The 23,278-nt window shown below is 65.5% G+C and carries 23 protein-coding genes and 1 other RNA gene; 12 read left to right on the top strand and 12 right to left on the bottom strand.

Annotated elements, in window-relative coordinates; genetic code table 11:
* Positions 1-57 precede the first annotated feature (57 nt).
* The 9 genes from mraY to rsmI form a co-directional block, all read right to left on the bottom strand.
* Positions 58-1,140 carry a phospho-N-acetylmuramoyl-pentapeptide-transferase gene (mraY, locus tag NRG74_RS22335; protein ID WP_017640710.1) on the bottom strand — a complete coding sequence of 361 codons (1,083 nt, stop codon included), beginning with the start codon at positions 1,138-1,140 and terminating at the stop codon, positions 58-60.
* Positions 1,140-2,507 carry a UDP-N-acetylmuramoyl-tripeptide--D-alanyl-D-alanine ligase gene (locus NRG74_RS22330; protein WP_068383385.1) on the bottom strand — a complete coding sequence of 456 codons (1,368 nt, stop codon included), beginning with the start codon at positions 2,505-2,507 and terminating at the stop codon, positions 1,140-1,142. The genes mraY and NRG74_RS22330 overlap by 1 nt, the downstream gene beginning before the upstream one ends.
* The gene (locus tag NRG74_RS22325; RefSeq protein WP_257705383.1) at positions 2,500-3,969 is read right to left on the bottom strand and encodes a UDP-N-acetylmuramoyl-L-alanyl-D-glutamate--2,6-diaminopimelate ligase; all 1,470 of its coding nucleotides are present in this window, start codon (positions 3,967-3,969) and stop codon (positions 2,500-2,502) included. The genes NRG74_RS22330 and NRG74_RS22325 overlap by 8 nt, the downstream gene beginning before the upstream one ends.
* On the bottom strand, positions 3,966-5,666 hold the full coding sequence (locus NRG74_RS22320; protein ID WP_371913898.1) for a peptidoglycan D,D-transpeptidase FtsI family protein: 1,701 nt from the start codon (positions 5,664-5,666) through the stop codon (positions 3,966-3,968). The genes NRG74_RS22325 and NRG74_RS22320 overlap by 4 nt, the downstream gene beginning before the upstream one ends.
* A 59-nt stretch (positions 5,667-5,725) precedes the next feature.
* Positions 5,726-6,019: a cell division protein FtsL gene (ftsL, locus tag NRG74_RS22315; protein ID WP_017640714.1), complete on the bottom strand. Its 294-nt coding sequence runs from the start codon at positions 6,017-6,019 to the stop codon at positions 5,726-5,728.
* A complete protein-coding gene (gene rsmH, locus NRG74_RS22310) occupies positions 6,016-6,957 on the bottom strand; it encodes a 16S rRNA (cytosine(1402)-N(4))-methyltransferase RsmH (RefSeq protein WP_231356063.1) in 942 nt (313 codons plus the stop codon). The genes ftsL and rsmH overlap by 4 nt, the downstream gene beginning before the upstream one ends.
* Positions 6,958-6,959: 2 nt before the next feature.
* Complete coding sequence (gene mraZ, locus NRG74_RS22305; RefSeq protein ID WP_007162063.1) at positions 6,960-7,415, bottom strand: division/cell wall cluster transcriptional repressor MraZ; 456 nt, start codon at positions 7,413-7,415, stop codon at positions 6,960-6,962.
* 289 nt (positions 7,416-7,704) lie between these two features.
* An RNA gene (rnpB, locus tag NRG74_RS22300) (RNase P RNA component class A) lies at positions 7,705-8,060 on the bottom strand.
* 61 nt (positions 8,061-8,121) lie between these two features.
* A complete protein-coding gene (rsmI, locus tag NRG74_RS22295; RefSeq protein ID WP_371913897.1) occupies positions 8,122-8,964 on the bottom strand; it encodes a 16S rRNA (cytidine(1402)-2'-O)-methyltransferase in 843 nt (280 codons plus the stop codon).
* Between the two features lie 124 nt (positions 8,965-9,088).
* On the opposite strand from rsmI, the gene NRG74_RS22290 reads away from it, so the two are divergent.
* From NRG74_RS22290 to NRG74_RS22275, 4 genes are read left to right on the top strand one after another with little or no spacing between them, the layout of a single operon-like run.
* On the top strand, positions 9,089-10,876 hold the full coding sequence (locus NRG74_RS22290) for a penicillin-binding protein activator (RefSeq protein ID WP_257705378.1): 1,788 nt from the start codon (positions 9,089-9,091) through the stop codon (positions 10,874-10,876).
* Positions 10,873-11,247 carry a YraN family protein gene (locus NRG74_RS22285; RefSeq protein WP_017640719.1) on the top strand — a complete coding sequence of 125 codons (375 nt, stop codon included), beginning with the start codon at positions 10,873-10,875 and terminating at the stop codon, positions 11,245-11,247. The genes NRG74_RS22290 and NRG74_RS22285 overlap by 4 nt, the downstream gene beginning before the upstream one ends.
* A 32-nt stretch (positions 11,248-11,279) precedes the next feature.
* Positions 11,280-11,873 (top strand): phosphoheptose isomerase, encoded by a 594-nt coding sequence (locus tag NRG74_RS22280; RefSeq protein ID WP_007162067.1) that lies wholly within the window; start codon positions 11,280-11,282, stop codon positions 11,871-11,873.
* The gene (locus tag NRG74_RS22275; protein ID WP_017640720.1) at positions 11,870-12,442 is read left to right on the top strand and encodes a BON domain-containing protein; all 573 of its coding nucleotides are present in this window, start codon (positions 11,870-11,872) and stop codon (positions 12,440-12,442) included. Before NRG74_RS22280 ends, NRG74_RS22275 begins: the two co-directional genes overlap by 4 nt.
* A 61-nt stretch (positions 12,443-12,503) precedes the next feature.
* Here the strand turns inward: NRG74_RS22275 and NRG74_RS22270 are convergent, their stop codons facing one another.
* Positions 12,504-12,740, bottom strand: a complete 237-nt coding sequence (locus tag NRG74_RS22270) for a DUF2171 domain-containing protein (RefSeq protein ID WP_017640721.1) — start codon at positions 12,738-12,740, stop codon at positions 12,504-12,506.
* Between the two features lie 148 nt (positions 12,741-12,888).
* Between NRG74_RS22270 and NRG74_RS22265 the strand changes: the two genes are divergently transcribed.
* The gene (locus NRG74_RS22265) at positions 12,889-13,545 is read left to right on the top strand and encodes a sulfite oxidase-like oxidoreductase (RefSeq protein WP_064307901.1); all 657 of its coding nucleotides are present in this window, start codon (positions 12,889-12,891) and stop codon (positions 13,543-13,545) included.
* A 7-nt stretch (positions 13,546-13,552) separates the two neighbouring features.
* Here the strand turns inward: NRG74_RS22265 and NRG74_RS22260 are convergent, their stop codons facing one another.
* Together NRG74_RS22260 and NRG74_RS22255 are read right to left on the bottom strand one after the other, a co-directional pair.
* The gene (locus NRG74_RS22260) at positions 13,553-13,957 is read right to left on the bottom strand and encodes a hypothetical protein (protein WP_017640723.1); all 405 of its coding nucleotides are present in this window, start codon (positions 13,955-13,957) and stop codon (positions 13,553-13,555) included.
* The gene (locus NRG74_RS22255; RefSeq protein ID WP_231356059.1) at positions 13,954-15,174 is read right to left on the bottom strand and encodes an N-acetylmuramoyl-L-alanine amidase; all 1,221 of its coding nucleotides are present in this window, start codon (positions 15,172-15,174) and stop codon (positions 13,954-13,956) included. The genes NRG74_RS22260 and NRG74_RS22255 overlap by 4 nt, the downstream gene beginning before the upstream one ends.
* A gap of 279 nt (positions 15,175-15,453) precedes the next feature.
* Here NRG74_RS22255 and osmE point away from each other — a divergent pair, with 279 nt between their 5' ends.
* From osmE to NRG74_RS22220, 7 genes are all read left to right on the top strand, one after another.
* Positions 15,454-15,792, top strand: a complete 339-nt coding sequence (gene osmE, locus NRG74_RS22250; protein WP_017640725.1) for an osmotically-inducible lipoprotein OsmE — start codon at positions 15,454-15,456, stop codon at positions 15,790-15,792.
* 192 nt (positions 15,793-15,984) lie between these two features.
* The gene (locus NRG74_RS22245) at positions 15,985-16,506 is read left to right on the top strand and encodes a hypothetical protein (protein WP_017640726.1); all 522 of its coding nucleotides are present in this window, start codon (positions 15,985-15,987) and stop codon (positions 16,504-16,506) included.
* A 230-nt stretch (positions 16,507-16,736) separates the two neighbouring features.
* Positions 16,737-18,572: a dihydroxy-acid dehydratase gene (gene ilvD, locus NRG74_RS22240; RefSeq protein ID WP_017640727.1), complete on the top strand. Its 1,836-nt coding sequence runs from the start codon at positions 16,737-16,739 to the stop codon at positions 18,570-18,572.
* A 473-nt stretch (positions 18,573-19,045) separates the two neighbouring features.
* Entirely contained in the window at positions 19,046-20,239 is a 1,194-nt protein-coding gene (locus NRG74_RS22235; RefSeq protein WP_231356057.1) for a maltoporin, read from the top strand.
* 63 nt (positions 20,240-20,302) lie between these two features.
* The gene (locus tag NRG74_RS22230; RefSeq protein ID WP_257705377.1) at positions 20,303-21,331 is read left to right on the top strand and encodes a sugar ABC transporter substrate-binding protein; all 1,029 of its coding nucleotides are present in this window, start codon (positions 20,303-20,305) and stop codon (positions 21,329-21,331) included.
* 95 nt (positions 21,332-21,426) lie between these two features.
* The gene (locus tag NRG74_RS22225; protein WP_257705376.1) at positions 21,427-22,509 is read left to right on the top strand and encodes an ABC transporter permease; all 1,083 of its coding nucleotides are present in this window, start codon (positions 21,427-21,429) and stop codon (positions 22,507-22,509) included.
* Positions 22,509-23,276, top strand: a complete 768-nt coding sequence (locus NRG74_RS22220) for an ATP-binding cassette domain-containing protein (RefSeq protein WP_042137188.1) — start codon at positions 22,509-22,511, stop codon at positions 23,274-23,276. The genes NRG74_RS22225 and NRG74_RS22220 overlap by 1 nt, the downstream gene beginning before the upstream one ends.
* The last annotated feature ends 2 nt before the right edge of the window (positions 23,277-23,278 follow it).

The raw sequence follows: 23,278 nt of genomic DNA, 5'->3' as shown, positions 1-23,278 counted from the left end.
CACTCTTGCCGAGGCCGACGACGATACGGAACTGGTCGGAAGCGATGAGCACTGCGATTACCTCAGTTTCAGGGTGGCGAGACCGAACAGCACCAGGATCACGGTGATGATCCAGAAGCGCACGATGACCCGCGGTTCGGGCCAGCCCTTCAATTCGAAATGGTGGTGGATCGGCGCCATGCGGAAGACGCGTTTGCCGGTCAGCTTGAAGGAGGCGACCTGGATGACCACCGAGAGGGTCTCCATGACGAAGACGCCACCCATGATGAACAGCACCACTTCCTGGCGGACGATCACGGCGATGGTGCCGAGAGCAGCGCCCAGCGCCAGGGCGCCGACGTCACCCATGAAGACCATGGCCGGATAGGTGTTGAACCAGAGGAAGCCCAGACCCGCCCCGATCAGGGCGCCGCAGAAGACGATCAGCTCGCCGGAGCCTTCCACATAGGGAATCAGCAGGTAGTCGGCGAATTTCACGTTGCCCGACAGGTAGCAGAAGATGCCCAGGGCGCCGCCGACCATTACGGTGGGCATGATCGCCAGGCCGTCGAGGCCATCGGTGAGGTTGACCGCGTTGCTGGAGCCGACGATGACGAAGTAGGTCAGCACAACGAAGAAAATCCCCAGCGGGATTTCGATGTTCTTCAGCAGCGGCAGGATCAAGGTGGTTTCGATTGGGGCCTTGGCCGTCATGTAGAGGAAGATCGCCGCCCCCAGGCCGAATACCGATTGCCAGAAGTACTTCCAGCGACTGGGCAGGCCCCGGGAGTTCTTCTCGATCACCTTGCGATAGTCGTCGACCCAGCCGATGGCGCCGAACAGGAAGGTCACCCCCAGCACGGTCCAGACATAGCGGTTGTGCAGATCGGCCCACAGCAGGGTGCTGATGCCGATGGTGGTCAGGATCAGGGCACCACCCATGGTGGGAGTGCCGGATTTGGAGAGGTGCGACTGGGGGCCATCGTTGCGTACGGCCTGGCCGATCTGGCGGATCTGCAGGGTGCGGATCATCCAGGGGCCGAGCCACAACGACAGCATCAGGGCGGTCAGAACGCCCAGAATGCCGCGCAGGCTGAGGTATTGGAAGACGGCGAAGCCCTTGTAGAACTGTTGCAGGAACTCCGCCAACAGCAGCAGCATCAGTGTTTCTCCTCGGTGTTGAGAGCGCAGAGCGCGGCGACGACCTTGTCCATCGCGGCGCTGCGGGATCCCTTGATCAGCAGGGTGGTTCCGGCCCGGTCCTCGTCCGCCAGGGCCTCGATCAGTTGTTCGCGATCGGCGAAATGTCGAGCCTCGGCGCCATAGGCGCGGGCCGCATGGGCCATCGAAGGACCGACGCTGTAGAAGGCGTCCACCTTGCCGCGGGCATGCTCGCCCACGTCGCGATGGCCCTGTTCGGTCCATTCGCCCAGCTCGGCGATGTCGCCCAGGACCACCACCCGACGGCCCGGCAAGGCAGCCAGCAGATCGATCCCGGCCTTCACCGAGGCGGGGTTGGCGTTGTAGCTGTCGTCGATGACCTGGGCGCCGCGCTGGCTGGTGCGGGTCAGGGTGCGACCCTGGACCGGTGCCGCTGTGGCCAGGCCACGGGCGACGGTGGTCAGGTCCAGGCCCAGGCTGAGGGCGGCCGCGGCGGCGGCCAGGGCATTGCCGACGTTGTGGGCACCCAGCAGTTGCAGGGTGATGCGTACGTCGTCTTGGGCAGTGTGCAGGGTGAAGCTCGGACGACCTTGGCTATCCAGGCTAACCTCGGTGGCGCGGACATCGGCGCGGGCATCCAGGCCGAAGGCGATGACTTGGCGCCCGGCCGCACGGCGTTGCCAGGTCTCGAAGGCGGCGTCATCGCGGTTGAGCACCACGGTGCCCGCCTCGCCCACGCCTTCGATGATCTCGCCCTTGGCCTCGACGATACGATCGACGCCGCCGAACTCGCCCACATGGGCCTGGCCGGCGTTGGTAATGATAACGACATCCGGGCGTGTCAGGCTCACGGTATAGGCGATGTCCCCGACGTGGGAAGCGCCTAGCTCGATGACGCCGAAGGCGTGCTCGGCGGCCAGTTGCAGCAGGGTCAGGGGTGCGCCGAGTTCGTTGTTCAGATTGCCTTGGGTGGCCAGCGTGGCACCCTGCTGACGCAGGATGGCGGCGAGCAGTTCCTTGACCGTGGTCTTGCCGCTGGAGCCGGTCACGGCGGCGAGCTTGCCTTGGAACAGATCACGATTGAAGGCGCCGAGGCGACCCAACGCCAGGCGGGTGTCGGCTACCACCAGTTGGGGCAGATGAACCTCGGGCACGGCGCGCTCCACCAGGGCTGCCGCGGCGCCCTGGGCGGCCACGTCGGCCAGATAGGCATGACCATCGAAGCGCGGCCCGCTCAGGGCGACGAAGAGTTGTCCGGCCACGGCCTTGCGACTGTCGGTGCCGACGCCATCGAACAGGGCATCGGCGCCCAGCAGGTTGCCGGTCAGGGCCTCGGCCACTTCGGTGAGGGTGAAGGATCTAAGCATGCTGTCGCTCCCAGGCGGTCAGGGCCCGCTCGGCCTGGTCGAGATCGGAAAAGGGATGGCGGACACCGGCGATTTCCTGGTAGGGCTCATGGCCCTTGCCGGCCAGCACCACGATGTCCTGGGCGGTCGCCGCGGCCACGGCCTGGGCGATTGCCACCTCGCGCCGGCCGGCGAAGCTCACCTGCTCGGGCTGCGCGAAGCCCGCGCGAATGTCGGCGACGATGGCGGCCGGATCCTCGGTACGGGGGTTGTCGTCGGTCACCACCACCTGGTCGGCCAGGCGCTCAGCCACCGCGGCCATCTCCGGCCGCTTGCCGCGATCGCGATCGCCGCCACAGCCGAACACGCAGACCAATCGACCCTGGGCACCGACATGGGGCCGCAGGGCAGTGAGCACCTTGTCCAGGGCGTCGGGGGTATGTGCATAGTCCACTACCACCAGCGGCCGCCCGGCGCCGCCCAGGCGCTGCATGCGTCCGGCCGGGCCCTGCAGCTGCGGGAGGATGGCAAGGATGGCGTCGAGGCCATGCCCCAAGCCCAGCAGCGCACCGATGGCGGCCAGCAGATTGCTCAGGTTGAAGAGTCCGATCAGCTGGCTGCGCAGCTCGCCGGTGCCCTGGGCGGTGACCAGCTGGGCGCGCACGCCGTGGTCGTCGAACTGGACAGCCTGGCAATGGATGCTGGCAGCCGGATCGCTCAGGCTGTAGGTCAGGGTCGCTGCCGGGCTGGGGCGAGCTGCCAGCTCGCGGCCAAAGGCATCATCGATATTGAGGACGCGGGTGCCGAGCCCGGGCCAGGCGAACAACTGGGCCTTGGCTTCGCCATAGGCGGCCATGGTGCCGTGGTAATCGAGGTGGTCGCGGGACAGATTGGTGAAGACCGCGACCTTGAAGGCCAGCGCTGCCACCCGGCCCTGGACCAGGCCATGGGAAGAGACCTCCATGGCGACGGTAGTGGCGCCGTCCTCGGCCAGTTCTGCCAGGGTCGCCTGCAGCTTGAGGGCATCCGGGGTGGTGTGACGGCCTTCGGCGAGGACGCCATGGAAGCCGCTACCCAGGGTGCCGACGATGCCGCAGCGCTGACCGAGCAGGTCGCAGGCCTGGGCGATCAGCTGGCTGACACTGGTCTTGCCGTTGGTGCCGGTGATGCCGACCAGCGCCAGGCGCTGGCTGGGTTCGCCATGGAAACGACCGGCGATGGCGGAAAGCTTGCCGGCCAGCCCTTCGACGGCGATCAGAGGGATGTCCAGGTTCGGCAGCGCGGGAGCGTCCTTCACCTCGTAGGCGATGGCTGCGGCATCCCGTTCGGCGGCACTGGCGATATGGGTACGGCCATCGCTGTGCAAGCCGGGAATGGCGAGGAACAGCGAGCCCGGCCGAACGTCGCGACTGTCCAGCGCCAGGCCGTCGATGTCGACGGCAGCGCTGGCTTCAGACAGGAGTTCGGTCAGCAGACGGCTCATCGATCACGCTCCCCGACCAGCAGCGGCTTGGCGGCAGCCTGGGCCTGGGCCTGGGCCTGCTGCACCGGCAGCGGCTGCAGATTGTCCGGCTGGATGTTCATCAGGCGCAGAGCGCCGGACATCACGCGGCTGAACACCGGCGCCGACACCACACCACCGTAGTAGCCGCCCTTGCTGGGACGGTCGATCACCACCACCGCGGCCAGGCGCGGATTGCTGGTGGGGCCGAAGCCGGCGAACAGCGAGCGATAGGAATTTTCGGCATAGCCCCGGGTACCGGTGCTGGTCTTGCGCGCGGTACCGCTCTTGCCGGCGACGTGGTAGCCCGGCACCTGGGCGCGGAAGGCACCACCGGGAGCTTCCACGACCTGTTGCAGCATGCCTTGCAGGGTCTTGGCGACGCGCTCGTCCACCGCCTGGTCGCTGGCCGGAGCCTTATCCAGGCGCACCATGGACAGCGGTACCGAGCGCCCGTCGTTGGCCAGCACCGAATAGGCATGGGCCAGCTGCACGGCGGTCACCGCCAGGCCGTAGCCATAGGACAGGGTCGCGGTCTCGGCCGGACGCCAGGTGCGGTGGTTGGGCAGATTGCCGACCCGCTCGCCGGGGAAGCCCAGACCGGTGTCCTGGCCGAGGCCCACGGCGCGCATGGCGTTGTAGATGTTCTCGCCACCGACGTCGAAGGCGATCTTGCTCATGCCGACGTTGCTGGACTTGATGAGGATGCCGGTCAGGTCCAGGGCGCCATCGCTGTGGGAGACGTCCTTGATGGTGTAGCGACCGATCTGCAGCGAACCGGGATAGACGTTGACCTTGTCGGTGGGCTTCCAGCGACCGCTGGCGAGCGCTGCGGTCATGGAGATCGGCTTCATCACCGAGCCGGGCTCCATGACGTCGATCATCGCCCGGTTGCGCATAGCGGCCGGTTCGAGGCTGCGTCTGTTGTTGGGGTTGTAGGTGGGCATGTTGACCATCGCCAGGACTTCGCCGGTCTTGACGTCGACGATGGTGAGGCTGCCGGCCTCGGCTTCGAACTGGGTCAGGGCATTGCGCAGCTCGCGGGCAGCGAGATACTGCAGACGCAGGTCGATGGACAGCGCCAGGGTATTGCCCGGCTTGGCGTTCTTGGCGACCTGCACATCGCGGATCAGCCGACCGCGACGATCCTTGACCACCTGGCGACGACCCGGCACGCCGGACAGCCATTCGTTGAAGGCCAGTTCGATGCCTTCGCGGCCGTGATCGTCGATATCGGTGAAGCCGACCACATGGGCCGCCACCTCACCCGCCGGATAGAAACGCCGAAATTCCTCGATGTCGTAGACACCAGGAATCTTGTGCGCCTTGACCTGGCTCATCACCGCTTCGCCCTGCTCGGGCGTCAGGCCGCGGGCCAGGTAGAGAAATTCCTTGCTGGCGTTCTGCTCGATGCGTTTGGCCAGTTCCGCACGCGGCTGGCCGACGGCATCGGCCAGGGTCGGCCAGCGATCCTCGGCGCCCAGCAGCTCCTTGGGATTGATCCACAGTGTGGTGACCGGCGTACTCACGGCCAGGGGTTCGCCATTGCGATCGGTGATCAGGCCACGGTGCGCCGGGATGGGAATGGTGCGCACGCTGCGCGCATCACCCTGCCCCTTGAGAAAGGCCCGGTCGATCACGTGCAGATCGACGATGCGCCAGATGATGGTGCCGACCATGACCAGCAACAGCCCGATAATCAGGCTGAAGCGCCAGGGCAGGCGCGCGATCAGGCCTTTCACGGATTGACCATCCGGATTTCGGTCGGATCGGGAATGCGCATCTGCAGCTGACCGCTGGCCAGGGCCTCGACGCGGCTGTGGGCGGTCCAGGTGCTCTGCTCCAGCAGCAGCCGACCGTACTCGGCCTGGGCCTTGTCGCGGATGGCCATCTCGCCATAGAGGGTATTGAGCAGCTGGCGATTCCAGTGGGCGCTATAGGCCACGGCTACCGCCGACAGCAGCACGCCAGCGAACAGCACCAGCATGACGCTGCTGCCCAGGGGCAGTTTCTTGACGAAGAGCCGGCTCATTTCAGCTTCTCGGCAACGCGCATCACGGCGCTGCGGGCGCGGGGATTGGCGGCCAGTTCGGCTTCGCTGGCATAGACCGGCTTGCCCAGCAGGCGCAGCGAAGGCTCGAAGACCGTGGCGCGGATCGGCAGGTCGCGCGGCAGCTGGTCGGCCTCGCCCTTGGCCAGTCGGCGCATGAATTGCTTGACGATGCGATCTTCCAGGGAGTGGAAGCTGATCACCACCAGCCGGCCACCCACCGCCAACTGCTCGTAGGCGGCCTGCAGGCCCTGCTCCAGATCGCTCAGTTCGCGGTTGATGTAGATACGCAGCCCCTGGAAGGCGCGGGTGGCGGGATGTTTACCCTTTTCCCAGGCCGGATTGGCCTCGGTGAGCACCTTGGCCAGATCGCCGGTGCGTTCGAAGGGCTGGACCTCACGGCGCTGCACCACGGCGCGCGCCATGCGCTTGGCGAAGCGCTCTTCGCCGAATTCCTTGAACACCTGGGCGATATCGGCCTCGGCAGCCGTGGCGATCCAGGCGGCGGCGCTCTGGCCGCGGCTCGGATCCATACGCATGTCCAGGGGACCGTCCTGCATGAAGCTGAAACCGCGCTCGGGATCGTCGAGCTGGGGCGAGGAGACGCCCAGATCCAGCAACACGCCATCGACCTGGCCGGACCAGCCACGGCTGACGAGTTCATCGCCCAGCTCGGCGAAGCTGCGCTGGACGATCTCGAAACGCGGATCTTCCGCGGCCAGGGCCTGGCCGGCGGCGATCGCCTGGGGGTCCTTGTCGAAACCCAGCAACCGCCCTTCCCCACCCAGCAGGCGCAACGCGGCCCGGCTGTGTCCGCCGCGGCCGAAGGTGCCGTCCAGATAACGGCCGGCAGGCTGGATCGCCAATGCCTGTACGGCCTCGTCCAGGAGAACGGAGACGTGGTGGAAGACTGGGTTCATGGTCACAGGATCAAATCGCGCATTTCATCCGGCATACCGCCGGGTTCCTTAATCGCCAGGAGATCCGCGTCGCACACGGCACTCCAGGCATCCTCATCCCATAACTGGAACTTGTTGAGCTGCCCGACCAGCATCACGCGCCGGTCCAGCTTGGCGTATTCACGCAGGCGCGGCGGAACCAGGAAACGGCCACTGCCGTCGAGTTCCAGATCCACCGCATTGCCGATCAGCAAGCGCTGCAAGCGGCGAGTCTCCTCGCGTAGCGAGGGCAACTGCCGCAGCTTGCTTTCGATGATTTCCCATTCCGGGAGTGGATAGACGCAAAGGCAGGGGTCGACGGCATCGATCGTCACGATGAGCTGGCCGGCACAACGCTCCAGCAGCTCGTCACGATACCGGCTCGGCATCGCGGCGCGCCCCTTGGCGTCGAGACTGATGGCGTTCGCTCCCCGGAACAATTTCGCGTCCTCTAATAGGCTGTCCTTGCCATTAAATCCCACTTCGCCCCACTTCGTACCACCGGCCGCCACTATATTGAGGAGGGCCGCTTTCAGTCAAGGTAAGCGAGGGGGTTCCCAGGCCGCGTGGGACGCGGATTTCGAGCAAATTGCACGAGTTCACGACCAAGACGAACGACATCGATTTCCGACAAACGGAAATGAAGTCAATTGATTGGCTCAATTGATTAAAGTGATGTCTTAAGAAGAGGTCTCAGACCCCAGGCGTAGAGGCCCGGGAGGGAGGGAGTGCGAGAGCCGACCTGTAAGCCGGGTTCTGTCGAGGACAGTCATTCCTCTGGGACAACCATCGCTGATTGCCTCTAGCGACCTACCCGAATCCAGCGCGGGCCACGCCTATGGATTCCTATTTGGTCTTGCTCCAGGTGGGGTTTACCTAGCCACGAACTGTTGCCAGCCGTGCGGTGCGCTCTTACCGCACCTTTTCACCCTTACCGGCGCTTGCGCGCTTAGGCGGTTATTTTCTGTGGCACTTTCCGTAGGCTCACGCCTCCCAGGCGTTACCTGGCACCTCGCCCTATGGAGCCCGGACTTTCCTCCCTCGCGACCCTTGCGGATCACGACAGCGACTGCCCGGTCGGCTCTCGCGGCGCAAGGGTATAGAGACTGGGGGCGGATAACAAGGAAAGATGCCCACTAATTCGCCCTACTCGCCCTTGCGCTCCAGCGCTAGCTGGTAGAGCAGGTTCTTGCGCGCGCCAGTGATCTGGGCAGCCAGGGCGGCAGCGCGCTTGACCGGCAGCTCGGCCAGCAGCAGATCGAGGATGCGCAGGGTTTCGGCATCGACCTCGGCGTCTTCCGGCGCGGTCCAGCCGGCCACCAGCAACACGCACTCGCCGCGCTGCTGATCCAGATCCTCGCGAATCCAGGCCTGCAGCTCGCCCGCGGGCAGGCCGCGCAGGGTCTCAAAGGTCTTGGTCAGCTCGCGCCCCAGCACGATGTGCCGCTCGGGCCCGAAGGTGCTCACCATGTCGGCCACGCAGTCGTCGAGGCGATGGGGCGCCTCGTAGAAGATCAGGGTGCGCGGGTCTTCGCGCAGGGCCGCCAGCCGCCCCTGCCGGCCCACCGCCTTGGCTGGCAGGAAGCCCTCGAAGCTGAAGCGGTCCGAAGGCAGCCCGGCCGCCGACAGCGCCGCGATCAGCGCGCAGGCACCGGGAATCGGCGAGACCCGGATGCCCTGGGCGCGCGCGGCGCGCACCAGGTGAAAGCCCGGATCGGAAATCAGCGGCGTGCCCGCATCGGAGATCAGGGCGACGTCCTCTCCCGCCAGCAAGCGGGTGATGAAGCGACCTCCGGCATCGCGCTCGTTGTGGTCGTGACAGGCGGCAAGTGGCGTTTCGATACCGAAATGGCGCAACAGGCGCGCCGAATGACGGGTGTCTTCGGCGGCGATCAGGGCCACGTCGCGCAGGACCTTGAGGGCACGGGTGGTGATGTCGTCCAGGTTGCCGATGGGGGTGGCAACCACATAAAGAGTACCCGGCGAAATCATGATGAAACCTGACGGACTGGAAATAGCCCAACAGTGTACGCCGCTCTCGCCCTCGGCGTTCGCAGCGCCTGGGTGCTGTGAGACAATCGCCCCTTTCCGAACTCTGCTCAGGAACCACCGCATGAAGTTCCGCCTGCGTCCGCTGATCTGCGCCACCGCCTTCGCCCTGCTCGCCGCCTGCAGCAGCTCGCCCACCACGAGCAGCCTCGGGGCGCTGCCTCAGCCCAGCCAGGCCAGCATCGAGCAACTGCTGAACCAGGCCGGCTCCAGTCAGTCCGAGCAGGCCAATCTGCTGCGTCTGACCGCCGCGGACAAGGCCTATGCCCAGCAGAACGCCCGCGAAGCGCGGCAGATCCTGGGCTCCATCAATCTGGAAGGCTTGAAGCCGGCGCAGCAGATGTTCGCCCAGACCTTGCTGGCCCAGCTTGATCTGCTCGACAAGCAGCCGGCCCAGGCGCTCAAGCGTTTCGACCATCCCAGCTTCGCCCAACTGGGCGAATTGCCGGCCCAGCAGCAGATCCGCAGCGGCCTGACCAAGGCCGAGGCCCAGGCCGCCAATGGCCAGCCGCTCGCCGCCGCCCAGGAGCGCATCTTCCTGGGGCCGCTGCTCGAAGGCGATGCCGCCCACGACAACCGCGAGCAGATCTGGCAGCTGGTGACCAGCCTGTCGGATGCGCAACTGCGCCAGAGCGTGAAGGATGCCGATCTCAATGGCTGGCTGGCCCTGGCCGCCATCACCCGCGGCAACCTGGCGCTGGACCAGCAATTGTCGGCCATCGAGGAATGGCAGCAGCAGCACCCCGGCCATCCCGCCGCGCGCAATCTGCCCGATGACCTGGAACGCCTGAAGACCCTGGCGCGCGAGCCACTCAATCGCGTCGCCCTGCTGCTGCCCCTGCAGGGCCAGCTCGCCGGCGTCTCCCGCGCGCTGCAGGACGGCTTCATGGCCGCCCGTTACGAGGCCCTGGCTGCGGGCCAGACCGCCCCGGCCGTGACCGTCTACGACAGTACCCAGATGGGCTCGCTGGACGTCTTCTACCGCCAGGCCCAGGCCGCCGGCATCCAGCTGGTGGTCGGCCCGTTGGAAAAGAATCTGGTCAAGCAGCTGAGCGATCGCCCGCAATTGCCGCTCAACACCCTGGCGCTGAACTATGGCGACAGCCAGGGCGCCCAGCCGCCGCAGCTCTTCCAGTTCGGCCTGGCCGCCGAGGACGAGGCCCGTGAAGCCGCCCGCCGTGCCTGGGCCGATGGCAAGCGCAGCGCCGGTGCCATGGTGCCCCAGGGCGACTGGGGTACCCGCGTGCTGGCCGCCTTCCAGAACGAGTGGCAGCAGTTGGGTGGTCGCCTGGTCGCCGCCGAGCGCATCGGCCAGCCGGTCGAGATCGCCAACCGCATCACCAGCCTCCTGCAGATGCGCCAGGGCATGGACTTCATCTTCCTCGCCTCGACGCCGGCGCAGGCCCGCCAGATCAAGCCGATCCTGGTCTACCAGAACGCCCGCGATCTGCCGGTGTACGCCACCTCCAACCTCAACAGCGGGGTCAACGAACCCGGCGTCAACCAGGATCTCAACGGCATCCTGTTCTGCGAAACGCCTTGGCTGCTGGACCCGAGCAATCCGCTGCGCGCCAAGATCACCGCCCAGTGGCCCCAGGCCGGTACCAGCATCGGTCGCCTCTATGCCATGGGCGCCGATGCCTACCTGCTGGCGCTGCACCTGCAGCAGCTCAAGGCCCTGCCCAACTCCGAGCTGCCCGGCCTGTCCGGCAATCTGAGCGTGGCGCCCGATCAGCGTGTGGTGCGTCACCTGCCCTGGGCGGAATTCCGCAACGGCGTGGCCCAGCCGCTGCCAGCCAACAATGCACCGCTGCCCACCACCAGCGTGCCGGCCTCGCTCAGCACGCCGTGAAGCAGGCCCCGCACCTCCAGCGCGGCAAGCAAGGCGAGGACCGTGCGCTGCAGTTCCTACAGACGCACGGTCTGCGCCTGATCGCCCGTAACTGGCGCTGGCGTGGCGGTGAGCTCGATCTGGTCATGCTCGACGGCGATACAGTAGTATTCGTCGAGGTACGCGCCCGCAGGCACACCGCCTGGGGCGGCGCCGCGGAAAGCATAGATGCCCGCAAGCGGCAGCGACTGGTCAACAGCGCCGCCCTCTTTCTGCAATCCGAAGCGCGCTGGGCCAAGCGGCCCTGTCGTTTCGACGTGATCGCGATCGGCCCCGGGGCCGACGCATCCCCTCAGGCACTCGAATGGATCAAACAGGCCTTCGAGGCCTGAGGCCCTCCACAGCACAGGTCAAAGATATCGCGATGGACACCCACGCCCGCATCCAGAAACTCTTCCGGGACAGCATCGAAACCAAGCGTCAGGCCATGGAAGTCCTGATTCCGCATATCGATCTGGCCAGCCAGGTCATGGTCGCGGCCCTGCTCAACGAAGGCAAGATTCTCACCTGTGGCAATGGCGGTTCCGCCGGCGACGCCCAGCACTTCTCTTCGGAACTGCTGAATCGCTTCGAGCGCGAGCGGCCCAGCCTGCCGGCCCTGGCCTTGACCACCGACACCTCGACGCTGACTTCCATCGCCAACGACTACAGCTACAACGAGGTGTTCTCCAAGCAGATCCGCGCCCTGGGTCAGCCCGGCGACATCCTCCTGGCCATCTCCACCAGCGGCAACTCGGCCAACGTGATCCAGGCGATCCAGGCCGCTCACGACCGCGAGATGACCGTGGTCGCGCTCACCGGCCGCGATGGCGGCGGCATGGCCTCGCTGCTGCTGCCCGAGGACGTCGAGATCCGCGTACCCGCCAAGGTCACCGCCCGCATCCAGGAAGTGCACCTGCTGGTGATCCACTGCCTGTGCGACCAGATCGATCAGCAACTGTTTGGAAGCGAAGAATGAAGAAAGCTCCTCTGCTCGCCATCCTGGCGCTGTCCTTTGCGGTCGCCGGCTGCAGCAACGTGGTCACTGCCAGCCGCGACAAGCCCATCGACGACAACCGCGGCACCCGTACCCTGGGCAGCACCGTCGATGACGCCCTGATCGAGACCAAGGCCGCGGTCAACATCTCCAAGGCCAATGCCGACCTGGCCAGCTCGCACATCGTGGTGGTGAGCTACAACGGCGTGGTACTGATCGCCGGCCAGACACCGCGCGCCGATCTCAAGGCCCAGGCCGAACAGGCGGTGCGCAGCGTGCAGCGGGTCAAGACCGTGCACAACGAACTGCAGGTGACCGGTAACTCCTCGCTGCTGGCGCGCAGCAACGATTCCTGGCTGACCACCCGCATCAAGACCCAGATGTTCGCCGACCAGGACATCCCAGGCTCGCGCATCAAGGTGGTCACGGAAAACGGCATCGTCTATCTCCTGGGCCTGGTGACCCAGCAGGAAGCCGCCCATGCCGTGCAGCTGATCCAGAGCGTCTCGGGTGTGCAGCGCATCGTCAAGCTGTTCGAATACATCAACTGATCCCTATTCGCCGCCCAACAAAAAGCCCCGCAATGCGGGGCTTTTTGTTGGGCGGCGTGCCTTAGGCGGCCTGCCACTCGCTTTCGGCTTCGTCACGGGTCTTGGACAGGCGTACCTGGCTGCCTTCCACGGACTGGACCCAGCTCAGCGGAATGTAGTGATGCTTGCCATCGGCGTCCTGATCGCGCTTGGTCAGCTTGATGCGATCGGCGCCCTCCATGTGGTCGACGGTGCCCACGTGCTGGCCGTCCGAACCGACAACTTCCGCATGCTCTTTGATCTGGGTTGCATCTACCATGGTGGTTCTCCGGCAGGTTAAGAAAAAGGAGGCGCCTCTCTGAGTGCCTGCAGGATAGGAGGCGTGAGCAGCCGTCTGGGTTCGGCCTGTGCCGACGAAAGGCCATCATTGAGGTCAGAAGCCCGAGAACTGCGAAGAGGATCCACCGATGAGTGATGAGCCAAGCAAGCTGACCCGTTCCAAGGAACGCTGGGCCCAGGAGGGCCGCTTCCTCACCGGCCAGGGCGCACGCCCGGACAGCGAACGCCTGCCGCCCGGCCAGCATCGGGTCAGCAACTGGCCGGTCCTGGATCTAGGGGTACGCCCGGAAGTCAGCCAGGAACGCTGGCAACTGGCGGTGACCGGCGCGGTCGGCAAGACGCTGCGCTGGAACTGGGAGACCTTCGCGGCGCGGGCGACCACCCAGGCCATCAGCGACATGCACTGTGTCACCACCTGGTCACGCTATGACAATCACTGGATCGGCCTGCCGGTAAGCGAACTGCTGGACGAGGTACAGCCGCGGGACGAAGCGACCCATGTGCTCCTGCACAGCTACGACGGCTACATCACCAACCTGCCGCTGGCCGATTTCGCCGCACCTGGCGCCATGCTGGTGCACAGCTGGGAAGGCCAGCCGCTGACCGCCGAGCACGGGGGCCCGGTGCGGGCGCTGATCCCGCACCTCTATCTGTGGAAGAGCGCCAAGTGGCTCAGGCGCATCGACTTCCGGGTCGGCGACACGCCTGGCTTCTGGGAGATGCGCGGCTATCACGACCGGGGCGACCCCTGGCAGGAGCAGCGCTACTCCGACGACGACGCCTGAGGCTCTCTCAGCGTGCGGCGGGGGCCAGCTGCAGCTCCACCGGATCGCCGGGGTTGAGGCTGCGGATACGGAATTCGTCGCGGGTGAGACCGAGGATTTCCGTGGGATAGGTGATGCCTTCCTCGATCAGATTCAGGCCCTTCTCGGTGCGCGTCCAGCGGCCCAGGGAGGGCTGGCTGCTCGGCGAGGCCATCACCAGGGTGCCATCGCTGAGAAAGACATAGAGCATTCCCGGCTCGATGCTGTTGCTGGTCTTGATCTGCCAGACCTTGTTGACGAAGCCTTCCTGGGCACTGCCCTGCTTGTCGCCACCGCCCTGCCCGTAGCCGATCAGCCCGGCCACGACACAGAGCGCGCCTATCACCAGCACCACCACGCGCCAGTAACGACGCGCCTTGTCTTGCAAACTCATGTCACTCCTTGGGTGTTCTTGAGGCTGGCCAGGTAGGTGCCCAGCGGCGGGCGCTCCTGGAAATAGCCATGCAGTCCGGCAAAGATCGAATCGGCCAGCTGCTTCTGGTGGCGACTGTCGAGCAAGCGCCGGCAGTCGCGATCATTGGAAATGAAGCCCGTCTCGACCAGGATCGAGGGGATGTCCGGCGATTTGAGCACAGCGAAGCCCGCCTGCTCCACCCGTTTCTGGTGCAGGTTGGTGATGTTCGCCAATTGCCCCAGCACCTTGTGGCCCAGGTCCAGGCTCGACGAGATGGTGGCGTTCATCGACATGTCCAGCAGCACGCCGGCCAGCATGGGATCGCGGCCCTTGAGAATCTCGTTGGCACCGATCAGGTCGACGTTGTTCTCGCTGTCGGCCAGGAAGCGCGCCGTGGTGGAGGTCGCGCCTCGCTCCGACAGGGCATAGACCGAGGCGCCATAGGCCGTACGCCGCGGTGCGGCATCGGCGTGCACCGAGACGAACATGTCGGCGTTGTAGCTGCGGGCGACCTCGACCCGCTTGCGCAGCGGCACGAAGAAGTCGTCGTTGCGCACCAGCTTGGCCTTGAAGCCCTTCTGCAGGTTGATGCGCCGCGCCAGATTCTGCGCCACGATCAGGGCGATGTCCTTTTCCCGATCACCCCGGGCGCTCAGCGCACCGGGATCCTTGCCACCATGCCCGGCATCGACCACCACCATGATGTCACGCCCCGTGGCCAGGCCCTTACCGCGCTTGACCTCCAAGGGCGGCTCGGCGTCGACCGGCTTGCGTGCGGCCACTGCCGGCGTCCCGGCGCGCTTGAGATCGAGCACCAGGCGGTTGGACGCCCCCTCGCCCGGGCCGAGGATGAAGCTCTCCATCTCCACCGGATGGGCCAGCTCCAGCACCACCCGGGTGTCCTGGGCGCCATAGCGGGCGCTGCGCACGGCGCGCACCGGCGACCCCTGCAGGGCGAGGTGGTTGAGCACCGCGGGCGCCTGGGTATCGGCGAGATCGAGAATGATGCGATCCGGCGCCACCAGGGTAAAGGTCTTGTAGCGCACCGGTCCGGTGAGATCGAAGACTAGGCGGAGCTTGTCAGCGTCCTGCCAGGCCCGGGCACCCTTGAGTTGCTGCCGGGCGGCAAACGCCGGCAACCCGACGGGCAAAGTCATGCCAGCCAGGATCAGATTGAGCAGACGACGGCGATTCATGGGGTCCTCGCGAGAAACGAGAAACGGCTGGGAAGTTACAACATAACGCTAAAGATCGCCTGCCACCTGGCCCCTGTCAACTGCCATTCGGACAAAATATTCCTTAGAAAACCAGGGCATAGCGTTCGTTTGCAGAATCAGCTTTAGATACAGTCACTTGCCGCTCTCGCGAGCCGACCCGTCAAAGGCGCGAACGGCGAGAAGTGCGACGGAGAGCGAATTTATCGGCGCCGTCATCGTCGAAGTGTCAGGCACTTCCGCCTTTGAAGGGATCACACCATGAACAAGAAGATTGCAGTCGCGACCGCCCTGCTGGCCGGCACCGTGCTGGCGGGCTGTTCCTCGGTCAAGAACACCGCCGACTACACCGTGGGTCGCGTGGAATTTCGCGAGCAGCCGCTGGTGAAGCAGGTGGAAAAGGGTATGGCCAAGGCTGACGTCCTGCGTATCGGCGGCACCCCGTCGAGCACCTACACCCGCAAGTATCGTCCGGGTACCTGCAACAACTATGTGCTCAATAAAGACGGCAAGGAGCAGGTCTATTCGATCGGCTTCGACAGCATGAACCGCGTCGACAGCAAGGACTTCGAGACCTGCGAAAGCGCCGACCGCGCCTGATCGGGGATCTGACCGGCCAGCCAGGCCGGGTGTCCTGACGGACGCTGGCGGCGTCTGATGGACAGGATCGGCGAGCGGCAGCACCCTAAGCCCTCGCCATCCATGAACGTTGCGCCGACGTCCTGCACTGCGGATCGACGCAGGCACGGCCAGCGCCGCCAGGCTCTACCCATCGTTCCAAGGAATTCAGGCATGTCCAGACGTCACCTCATACTCACAGCTGCGGTGCTTTCCCTGACTGGCTGCGGTGGCTATGACTACAGTTGCGATGCGGCCAAGACCGCTGAACTGGTTCGTCAGCAATACGCCCAGACCATCAACGAGATCTATGCGGACGACATCGCCGCCGGCCAGCCCGCGCTGGAGGCCAACCAGATCTCGCTGGTCGACATCAAGACCCAGGAAGAACCCTCGGACAGTGGCGAAGCAGGCTTCTATACCTGCAATGCGACCGTCGAGGCCACCTGGCCCAAGGCCGCGCTCGAACGCCTGGCTCCGGCCGCCGCTCAATTGGCCAGCGTGGGTGCCATCCTCGAAAACGGCCACCTGCGCCACGCGCTCAGCTACGAGTCCTCGCTGGAAGGCAGCGACAAGCAGCGCGTCGACATCACCCTGCCCGAAGCCGTGGACCTGAGTCTCAAGACCCTGGCCGGCCAGGAACCGATGGACGAATACCTGGAAGACGCTCCCGACGGCGAACAGGAAGCGCCCTGATCCACCGGCGCCCGCGCTGCTGTGCAGTGCTGGCGCCCGGGTGTATGATCCGGATTCCCCTCCGCCAGCATCCTCCGGCGGGTTCGTGAGCCCCGGCACCCCTGTGGAGATCCCGCATGGCGTCGTTGCCCTCCGGCCCGGCAATCGTCACTTCGCGTTTGCACCGTGCCTCGTCCGCGCTCACGATGACCAGAACCGTGACCTAGAAAGCCGCCTCGGAGAGACGCTTCATGCCTGACTATCGCTCGAAAACCTCCACCCAGGGCCGCAACATGGCGGGCGCCCGAGCGCTCTGGCGCGCCACCGGGATGAAGGACGAAGACTTCAAGAAACCCATCATCGCCATCGCCAACTCCTTTACCCAGTTCGTGCCGGGCCATGTCCATCTCAAGGACTTGGGCCAGCTGGTCGCCCGCGAGATCGAGAAGGCTGGCGGCGTGGCCAAGGAATTCAACACCATCGCCGTGGACGACGGCATCGCCATGGGCCACGACGGCATGCTCTATTCGCTGCCGAGTCGCGAGATCATCGCCGACGCCGTGGAGTACATGGTCAATGCCCACTGCGCCGACGCCCTGGTGTGCATCTCCAACTGCGACAAGATCACCCCCGGCATGCTGATGGCCGCCCTGCGCCTGAACATCCCGGTGGTGTTCGTCTCCGGCGGTCCCATGGAAGCCGGCAAGACCAAGCTGGCCAGCCACGGCCTGGACCTGGTCGACGCCATGGTCATCGCCGCCGACAGCTCGGCCAGCGACGAGAAGGTCGCCGAATACGAACGCAGCGCCTGCCCCACCTGTGGCAGCTGCTCGGGCATGTTCACCGCCAACTCCATGAACTGCCTGGTCGAGGCCCTCGGCCTGGCCCTGCCCGGCAATGGCTCGACCCTGGCTACCCATGCCGACCGCAAGGAACTGTTCCTGCAGGCCGGCCGTACCATCGTCGACCTCTGCCGTCGCTACTACCAGGAAAACGACGAGTCGGCGCTGCCGCGCAACATCGCCTGCCATGCGGCCTTCGAGAACGCCATGACCCTGGACATCGCCATGGGCGGCTCGACCAACACCATCCTGCACCTGCTGGCCGCCGCCCAGGAAGCCGAGGTGGACTTCGATCTGCGCGACATCGATGCCCTGTCGCGCAAGGTGCCGCAGCTGTGCAAGGTGGCGCCGAACATCCAGAAGTACCACATGGAAGACGTGCATCGCGCCGGGGGCATCTTCAGCATCCTGGGCGAACTGGCCCGTGGCGGTCTGCTGCACACCGACCTGCCCACCGTGCACAGCCGGACCCTGGGCGAAGCCATCGAGCAGTGGGACATCACCCTGACCCAGGACGAGGCGGTGAAGACCTTCTTCCGCGCCGGTCCCGCCGGTATTCCGACCCAGGAAGCCTTCAGCCAGGCGACTCGCTACGACACCCTGGACGACGACCGCGCCGAGGGCTGCATCCGCAGTGTCGCGCACGCCTATTCCCAGGAAGGTGGTCTGGCCGTGCTCTACGGCAACATCGCCCTGGACGGCTGCGTGGTGAAGACCGCCGGCGTGGATGAATCCATCCATGTGTTCGAGGGCAATGCCAAGGTCTTCGAGAGCCAGGACGCCGCGGTGCGCGGCATCCTGGCCGACGAGGTCAAGGCCGGCGACATCGTCATCATCCGCTACGAAGGGCCCAAGGGCGGTCCGGGCATGCAGGAGATGCTCTACCCCACCAGCTACCTGAAGTCCAAGGGACTGGGCAAGCAGTGCGCCCTGCTCACCGACGGTCGCTTCTCTGGTGGCACCTCGGGCCTGTCCATCGGCCATGCCTCGCCGGAAGCCGCGGCGGGCGGTGCCATCGGCCTGGTGCGGGATGGCGACAAGGTGCTCATCGACATTCCCCAGCGCAGCATCAACCTGCTGGTGAGCGACGAAGAGCTGTCCCACCGCCGCATCGAGCAGGACAAGCTGGGCTGGAAGCCGGCACAACCCCGCGCCCGCCGCGTGACCACCGCGCTCAAGGCCTATGCCCTGCTGGCCACCAGCGCCGACAAGGGCGGCGTGCGCGACAAGGCGCTGCTGGGCTGACCGTTACGGCGAGGCGATGGCAGCTGCCGTCGCCTCGCAGCACCGCTCCATCACTCCCCTCTGCTCTCCACGCTCTATTTCACCCCTCTGGCTACGCTCTCTCCTCGCCACTCCGCCTGCCCCTGCCTCCCTTACAGCCTCCGCGCGGGTAACCCCCATTCCAGAGGGGTTCCACAGTTGCTTGGCTTGCTAATTTTGTAGAAGCGCAACCTGTGATTCAGCTCACACCTCGCGATTAGCGAGCCGCTAGGCCGTTGAGTGATCAAAGGCTACCCTCCGTCTGCCGCTGAATTGATTCAGCGATAAGTTTGTAGTCAGGTTGAGCCCCAATGGTCACACCTATACTGATCTTCCGCTGGAGCACGGCGGGTCAGGTGTAGGCCAGGCACGCGTCACACAACAACAATAAATAGGGAACATAAATGAATAAGAAAAAGGCTATGCCCTTGGCCAGGGTTTCGGTCGCCTCCTTGATGAGCACCCTCCTGCTGATTCCTTCGGCACACGCCCTGGAAACGATCGGGTACTTCCGTACCGGGCTCGGCGATTCCTCCGGTTCCGATTCCATGCGCTGCTTCAAGCTGCAGGGCGCGCAGTCCAAGTACCGCCTGGGCAACGAGTGCGAACAGTACGGCGAACTGGCACTCAAGCAGGACGTCCTGACCCTCAACGACGGCTCGGCAGTCGGCGTATACGGCATGGGCAGCTTCTTCAACCGCTACGACCGCACCCCGACCTTCAACGGGGACAATGGCGAGATCCGTGCCGTCCAGGCCTATGCCTACTGGAACAACATCGCCGCGCTGAACGGCGGTAATCTCTGGGCCGGCCGCCGTTACTACAAGCGGAACGACATCCACATCTCCGACTTCTTCTACTGGAACCAGAGCGCCACCGGCGGCGGTATCGAGGACGTCAACATCGGCGGTCTCAAGTACAGCCTGGCCTTCTCGCGCAAGGACAACCAGAACCAGAAGGACTTCCAGAACCGCCTCGACTTCAACGTCGCCGGTTTCAACACCAATCCCAATGGCTCGCTGGAGATCGGCGTCAGCTACCTGGACAAGCCCACCAATCAGCCCAATGCCAACAGTGGTGTAGCCGTGACGCTGCAGCACAAGCAGGCCAACTTCATGGGCTGGGGCGGCGTGAACACCTTTGCCGTACAGCGCGGCCAGGGCCCGGGCACGGCGCTGGGCAGCACCGGCGATCCGACCCTGAGCAGCGCCGACGTCTCCTATCGCGTCGTCGACTTCTTCGATTGGCAGATCAGCCGCTACTGGGGTGGTCAGATCGCCGCGGTCTACCAGAAGGACGAACGTCCCAACGGCAATGACCTGCGCTGGACCTCGCTGGGTGGCCGCCTGGTGTACGGCATCACCGACCAGTTCAAGTTCTCCACCGAACTGGGCCATGATCAGGTGCAGGCTCCCGGCGGCACCCGCAAGCTGACCAAGCTGACCCTGGCGCCTACCTGGTCGCCCAAGGGCCCGGAATTCAAGACCCGTCCCGAATTCCGCCTGTTCTACACCTATGCCGCCTGGAACCGGGCAGCTCAACAAGCGGCCGACGACTTCGACGCCGGCTCCGCGCTGTCGAGCACCGGCACCTTCGGCAACGATCTGCACGGCTCCAACATCGGCTTCCAGATCGAGCAGTGGTGGTAACAGCTTCACCGCGACCGGCGTGCTGCCGGTCGCGTTCCTGTCTCCGAACCTGAGCGCACAACAATGAAAAGAACCGTCTCCCTCGCGTCCTTCGCCGGTTGCCTGTTGGCTGCCGCCCTCGCCAGCGGCACCGCCCAGGCAGCACCCGTTTCCGCCTGCCTCATCACCAAGACCGATACCAATCCCTTCTTCGTGAAGATGAAGGAAGGCGCCAGCGCCAAGGCCAAGGAGCTGGGGATGACGCTCAAGGCCTATGCCGGCAAGATCGACGGCGACAGCGAAAGCCAGGTCGCCGCCATCGAGACCTGCATCGCCGACGGTGCCAAGGGCATCCTCATCACCGCCTCGGACACCAAGGGCATCGTGCCCAATCTGCAGAAGGCCCGCGAAGCCGGGCTGCTGGTGATCGCCCTGGACACCCCGCTGGATCCGGTGAGCGCCGCCGACATGACCTTCGCCACCGACAACCTGCTGGCCGGCAAGCTGATCGGCCAGTGGGCGCGGGAAACCCTGGGCGACAAGGCCAAGGACGCGCGGGTGGCCTTTCTCGACCTGAACGCCTCCCAGCCCTCGGTGGACGTCCTGCGCGACCAGGGCTTCATGCTCGGTTTCGGCATCGATCCCAAGGATCAGAGCCGCATCGGCGACGAGACCGATCCACGCATCGTCGGCCACGACGTGACCAACGGCAACGAGGAAGGCGGCCGCGCAGCGATGGAAAACCTGCTGCAGAAGGACCCGACCATCAACGTGGTGCACACCATCAACGAACCGGCCGCCGCCGGTGCCTACGAGGCGCTCAAGGCCGTGGGTCGCGAGAAGGACGTGCTGATCGTCTCCATCGACGGCGGCTGCCCGGGCGTGCACAACGTCGCCGACGGCGTCATCGGCGCCACCTCCCAGCAGTACCCGCTGCAGATGGCCGCGCTGGGCATCGAGGCGATCAAGACCTTTGCCGACAGCGGCAAGAAGCCTACCGCCACCGAAGGCAAGAGCTTCGTCGACACCGGCGTGAAACTGGTGACGGACAAGCCGGTACCCGGCATCCAGTCCATCGACAGCAAGACCGCCCTGCAGAAATGCTGGGGCTGATGGCCCCTCGTCTACGCTAGAGCAGACCGATCGCCCCGCCAGCCGTGCCGGCGCGGGCGATCGCCTCTCGGCCGATCCGCTTTCAGGAGATTGCCATGAGCGATCCGACCTCGCCTTCCCCGTCCGGGCAACCCTTCGAACAGGTGCTCAAGCACAGCGCCACGGAGGTCGCCTCCTTCGCCAGTGACGAGCGCAGCCCACTCGTCAAATTCCGCCACTTCCTGCATTCGCGCCCCTCGGCGGTCTCGCTGCTGGTGCTGCTGTTGTCGCTGGGCATCTTCGGCGCCCTGCTGGGCGGCAAGTTCTTTTCCGCCTTCGCCCTCACCCTGATCCTGCAACAGATCGCCATCACCGGCATCGTCGGCGCGGCCCAGACCCTGGTGGTGGTCACCGCCGGCATCGACCTTTCGGTAGGCGCCATCATGGTGCTGTCCTCGGTGGTCATGGGCCAATTCACCTTCCGCTATGGCCTGCCGGTGGAGCTGTCGATCCTCTGCGGCCTGGTGGTGGGCACCCTGTGCGGCATGGCCAACGGCTGGCTGATCGCCCGCATCAAGCTGCCGCCCTTCATCGTCACCCTGGGCATGTGGCAGATCGTGCTCGCGACCAACTTCCTCTATTCGCGCAACGAGACCATCCGCGCCCAGGAAATCGGCGCGACCGCGCCGCTGCTGCAGGTGTTCGGTGACAACTTCCGCCTGGGCGGTGCCGTCTTCACCTATGGCGTGATCGCCCTGGTGGTGCTGGTCGCCCTGCTCTGGTACGTGCTCAATCACACCGCCTGGGGCCGGCATCTCTATGCGGTAGGCGACGATCCCGAGGCCGCGGCGCTGGCCGGGGTCAACGTCAGGCGCATGCTGATCACCGTGTACGGCCTGTCGGGGCTCATCTGCGCCTTCGCCGGCTGGGTGCTGATCGGCCGCATCGGCTCGGTCTCGCCCACCGCCGGCCAGTTCGCCAACATCGAATCCATCACCGCCGTGGTGATCGGCGGCATCTCGCTGTTCGGCGGCCGCGGCTCGATCCTCGGCATGCTGTTTGGCGCCCTCATCGTTGGCGTCTTCGCCCTGGGCCTGCGCCTGCTGGGTACCGACGTGCAATGGACCTATCTGCTGATCGGCACGCTCATCATCGCGGCCGTGGCTATCGACCAATGGATCAGAAAGGCGGCCAGCTGATGACTACCGAACCCCTGCTGATGGCACGCGGCCTGGTGAAGCGCTACGGCCGCGTCACCGCCCTTGACCACGCTGACTTCGACCTGCTGCCGGGCGAGATCCTCGCCGTGATCGGCGACAACGGCGCCGGCAAGTCCTCCTTGATCAAGGCCATCTCCGGCGCCCTGCGGCCCGATGAAGGCGAGATCCGCTTCGAGGGGCAGCCGGTGCAGTTCGCCTCGCCCATCGCCGCGCGCCGCGCCGGCATCGAGACGGTCTACCAGAACCTGGCGCTGTCGCCAGCGCTGTCCATCGCCGACAACCTCTTTCTCGGTCGCGAACTGCGCAAGCCGGGGCTGCTGGGCACCCTCTGCCGCACCCTGGACCGCAAGGAAATGGAGCGCATCGCCCGGGAAAAGCTCTCCGAACTAGGGCTGATGACCATCCAGAACATCAACCAGGCGGTGGAGACCCTGTCCGGTGGCCAGCGCCAGGGCGTCGCCGTGGCCCGGGCGGCGGCCTTCGGCTCCAAGGTGATCATCCTCGACGAGCCCACCGCGGCGCTGGGGGTGAAGGAGTCGCGCAAGGTGCTGGAACTGATCCTCGACGTGCGGGCCCGCGGTATCGCCATCGTGCTGATCTCCCACAACATGCCCCATGTGTTCGAGATCGCCGATCGCATCCACATCCATCGCCTGGGTCGCCGGCTGACGGTGATCGACCCGCGCCAACACTCCATGGCCGATGCCGTGGCCCTGATGACCGGCGCCCAGACGGTGGCCGCCTAGTC

The sequence above is a fragment of the Pseudomonas oryzihabitans genome, from assembly GCF_024652905.1.
GTDB lineage: Bacteria > Pseudomonadota > Gammaproteobacteria > Pseudomonadales > Pseudomonadaceae > Chryseomonas > Chryseomonas benzopyrenica.
The sequence above is the reverse complement of the archived record's forward strand: the minus strand, read 5'-3'. Positions and strand labels throughout refer to the sequence as shown.

Coding starts and splice junctions, on each gene's coding strand:
- mraY (WP_017640710.1), bottom strand. CDS start 1,140: ATGCTGCTGCTGTTGGCGGAGTTCCTGCAACAGTTCTACAAGGGCTTC.
- NRG74_RS22330 (WP_068383385.1), bottom strand. CDS start 2,507: ATGCTTAGATCCTTCACCCTCACCGAAGTGGCCGAGGCCCTGACCGGC.
- NRG74_RS22325 (WP_257705383.1), bottom strand. CDS start 3,969: ATGAGCCGTCTGCTGACCGAACTCCTGTCTGAAGCCAGCGCTGCCGTC.
- NRG74_RS22320 (WP_371913898.1), bottom strand. CDS start 5,666: ATGGTCGGCACCATCATCTGGCGCATCGTCGATCTGCACGTGATCGAC.
- ftsL (WP_017640714.1), bottom strand. CDS start 6,019: ATGAGCCGGCTCTTCGTCAAGAAACTGCCCCTGGGCAGCAGCGTCATG.
- rsmH (WP_231356063.1), bottom strand. CDS start 6,957: ATGAACCCAGTCTTCCACCACGTCTCCGTTCTCCTGGACGAGGCCGTA.
- NRG74_RS22290 (WP_257705378.1), top strand. CDS start 9,089: ATGAAGTTCCGCCTGCGTCCGCTGATCTGCGCCACCGCCTTCGCCCTG.
- NRG74_RS22280 (WP_007162067.1), top strand. CDS start 11,280: ATGGACACCCACGCCCGCATCCAGAAACTCTTCCGGGACAGCATCGAA.
- NRG74_RS22275 (WP_017640720.1), top strand. CDS start 11,870: ATGAAGAAAGCTCCTCTGCTCGCCATCCTGGCGCTGTCCTTTGCGGTC.
- NRG74_RS22270 (WP_017640721.1), bottom strand. CDS start 12,740: ATGGTAGATGCAACCCAGATCAAAGAGCATGCGGAAGTTGTCGGTTCG.
- NRG74_RS22265 (WP_064307901.1), top strand. CDS start 12,889: ATGAGTGATGAGCCAAGCAAGCTGACCCGTTCCAAGGAACGCTGGGCC.
- NRG74_RS22260 (WP_017640723.1), bottom strand. CDS start 13,957: ATGAGTTTGCAAGACAAGGCGCGTCGTTACTGGCGCGTGGTGGTGCTG.
- NRG74_RS22255 (WP_231356059.1), bottom strand. CDS start 15,174: ATGAATCGCCGTCGTCTGCTCAATCTGATCCTGGCTGGCATGACTTTG.
- osmE (WP_017640725.1), top strand. CDS start 15,454: ATGAACAAGAAGATTGCAGTCGCGACCGCCCTGCTGGCCGGCACCGTG.
- NRG74_RS22245 (WP_017640726.1), top strand. CDS start 15,985: ATGTCCAGACGTCACCTCATACTCACAGCTGCGGTGCTTTCCCTGACT.
- ilvD (WP_017640727.1), top strand. CDS start 16,737: ATGCCTGACTATCGCTCGAAAACCTCCACCCAGGGCCGCAACATGGCG.
- NRG74_RS22235 (WP_231356057.1), top strand. CDS start 19,046: ATGAGCACCCTCCTGCTGATTCCTTCGGCACACGCCCTGGAAACGATC.
- NRG74_RS22230 (WP_257705377.1), top strand. CDS start 20,303: ATGAAAAGAACCGTCTCCCTCGCGTCCTTCGCCGGTTGCCTGTTGGCT.
- NRG74_RS22225 (WP_257705376.1), top strand. CDS start 21,427: ATGAGCGATCCGACCTCGCCTTCCCCGTCCGGGCAACCCTTCGAACAG.
- NRG74_RS22220 (WP_042137188.1), top strand. CDS start 22,509: ATGACTACCGAACCCCTGCTGATGGCACGCGGCCTGGTGAAGCGCTAC.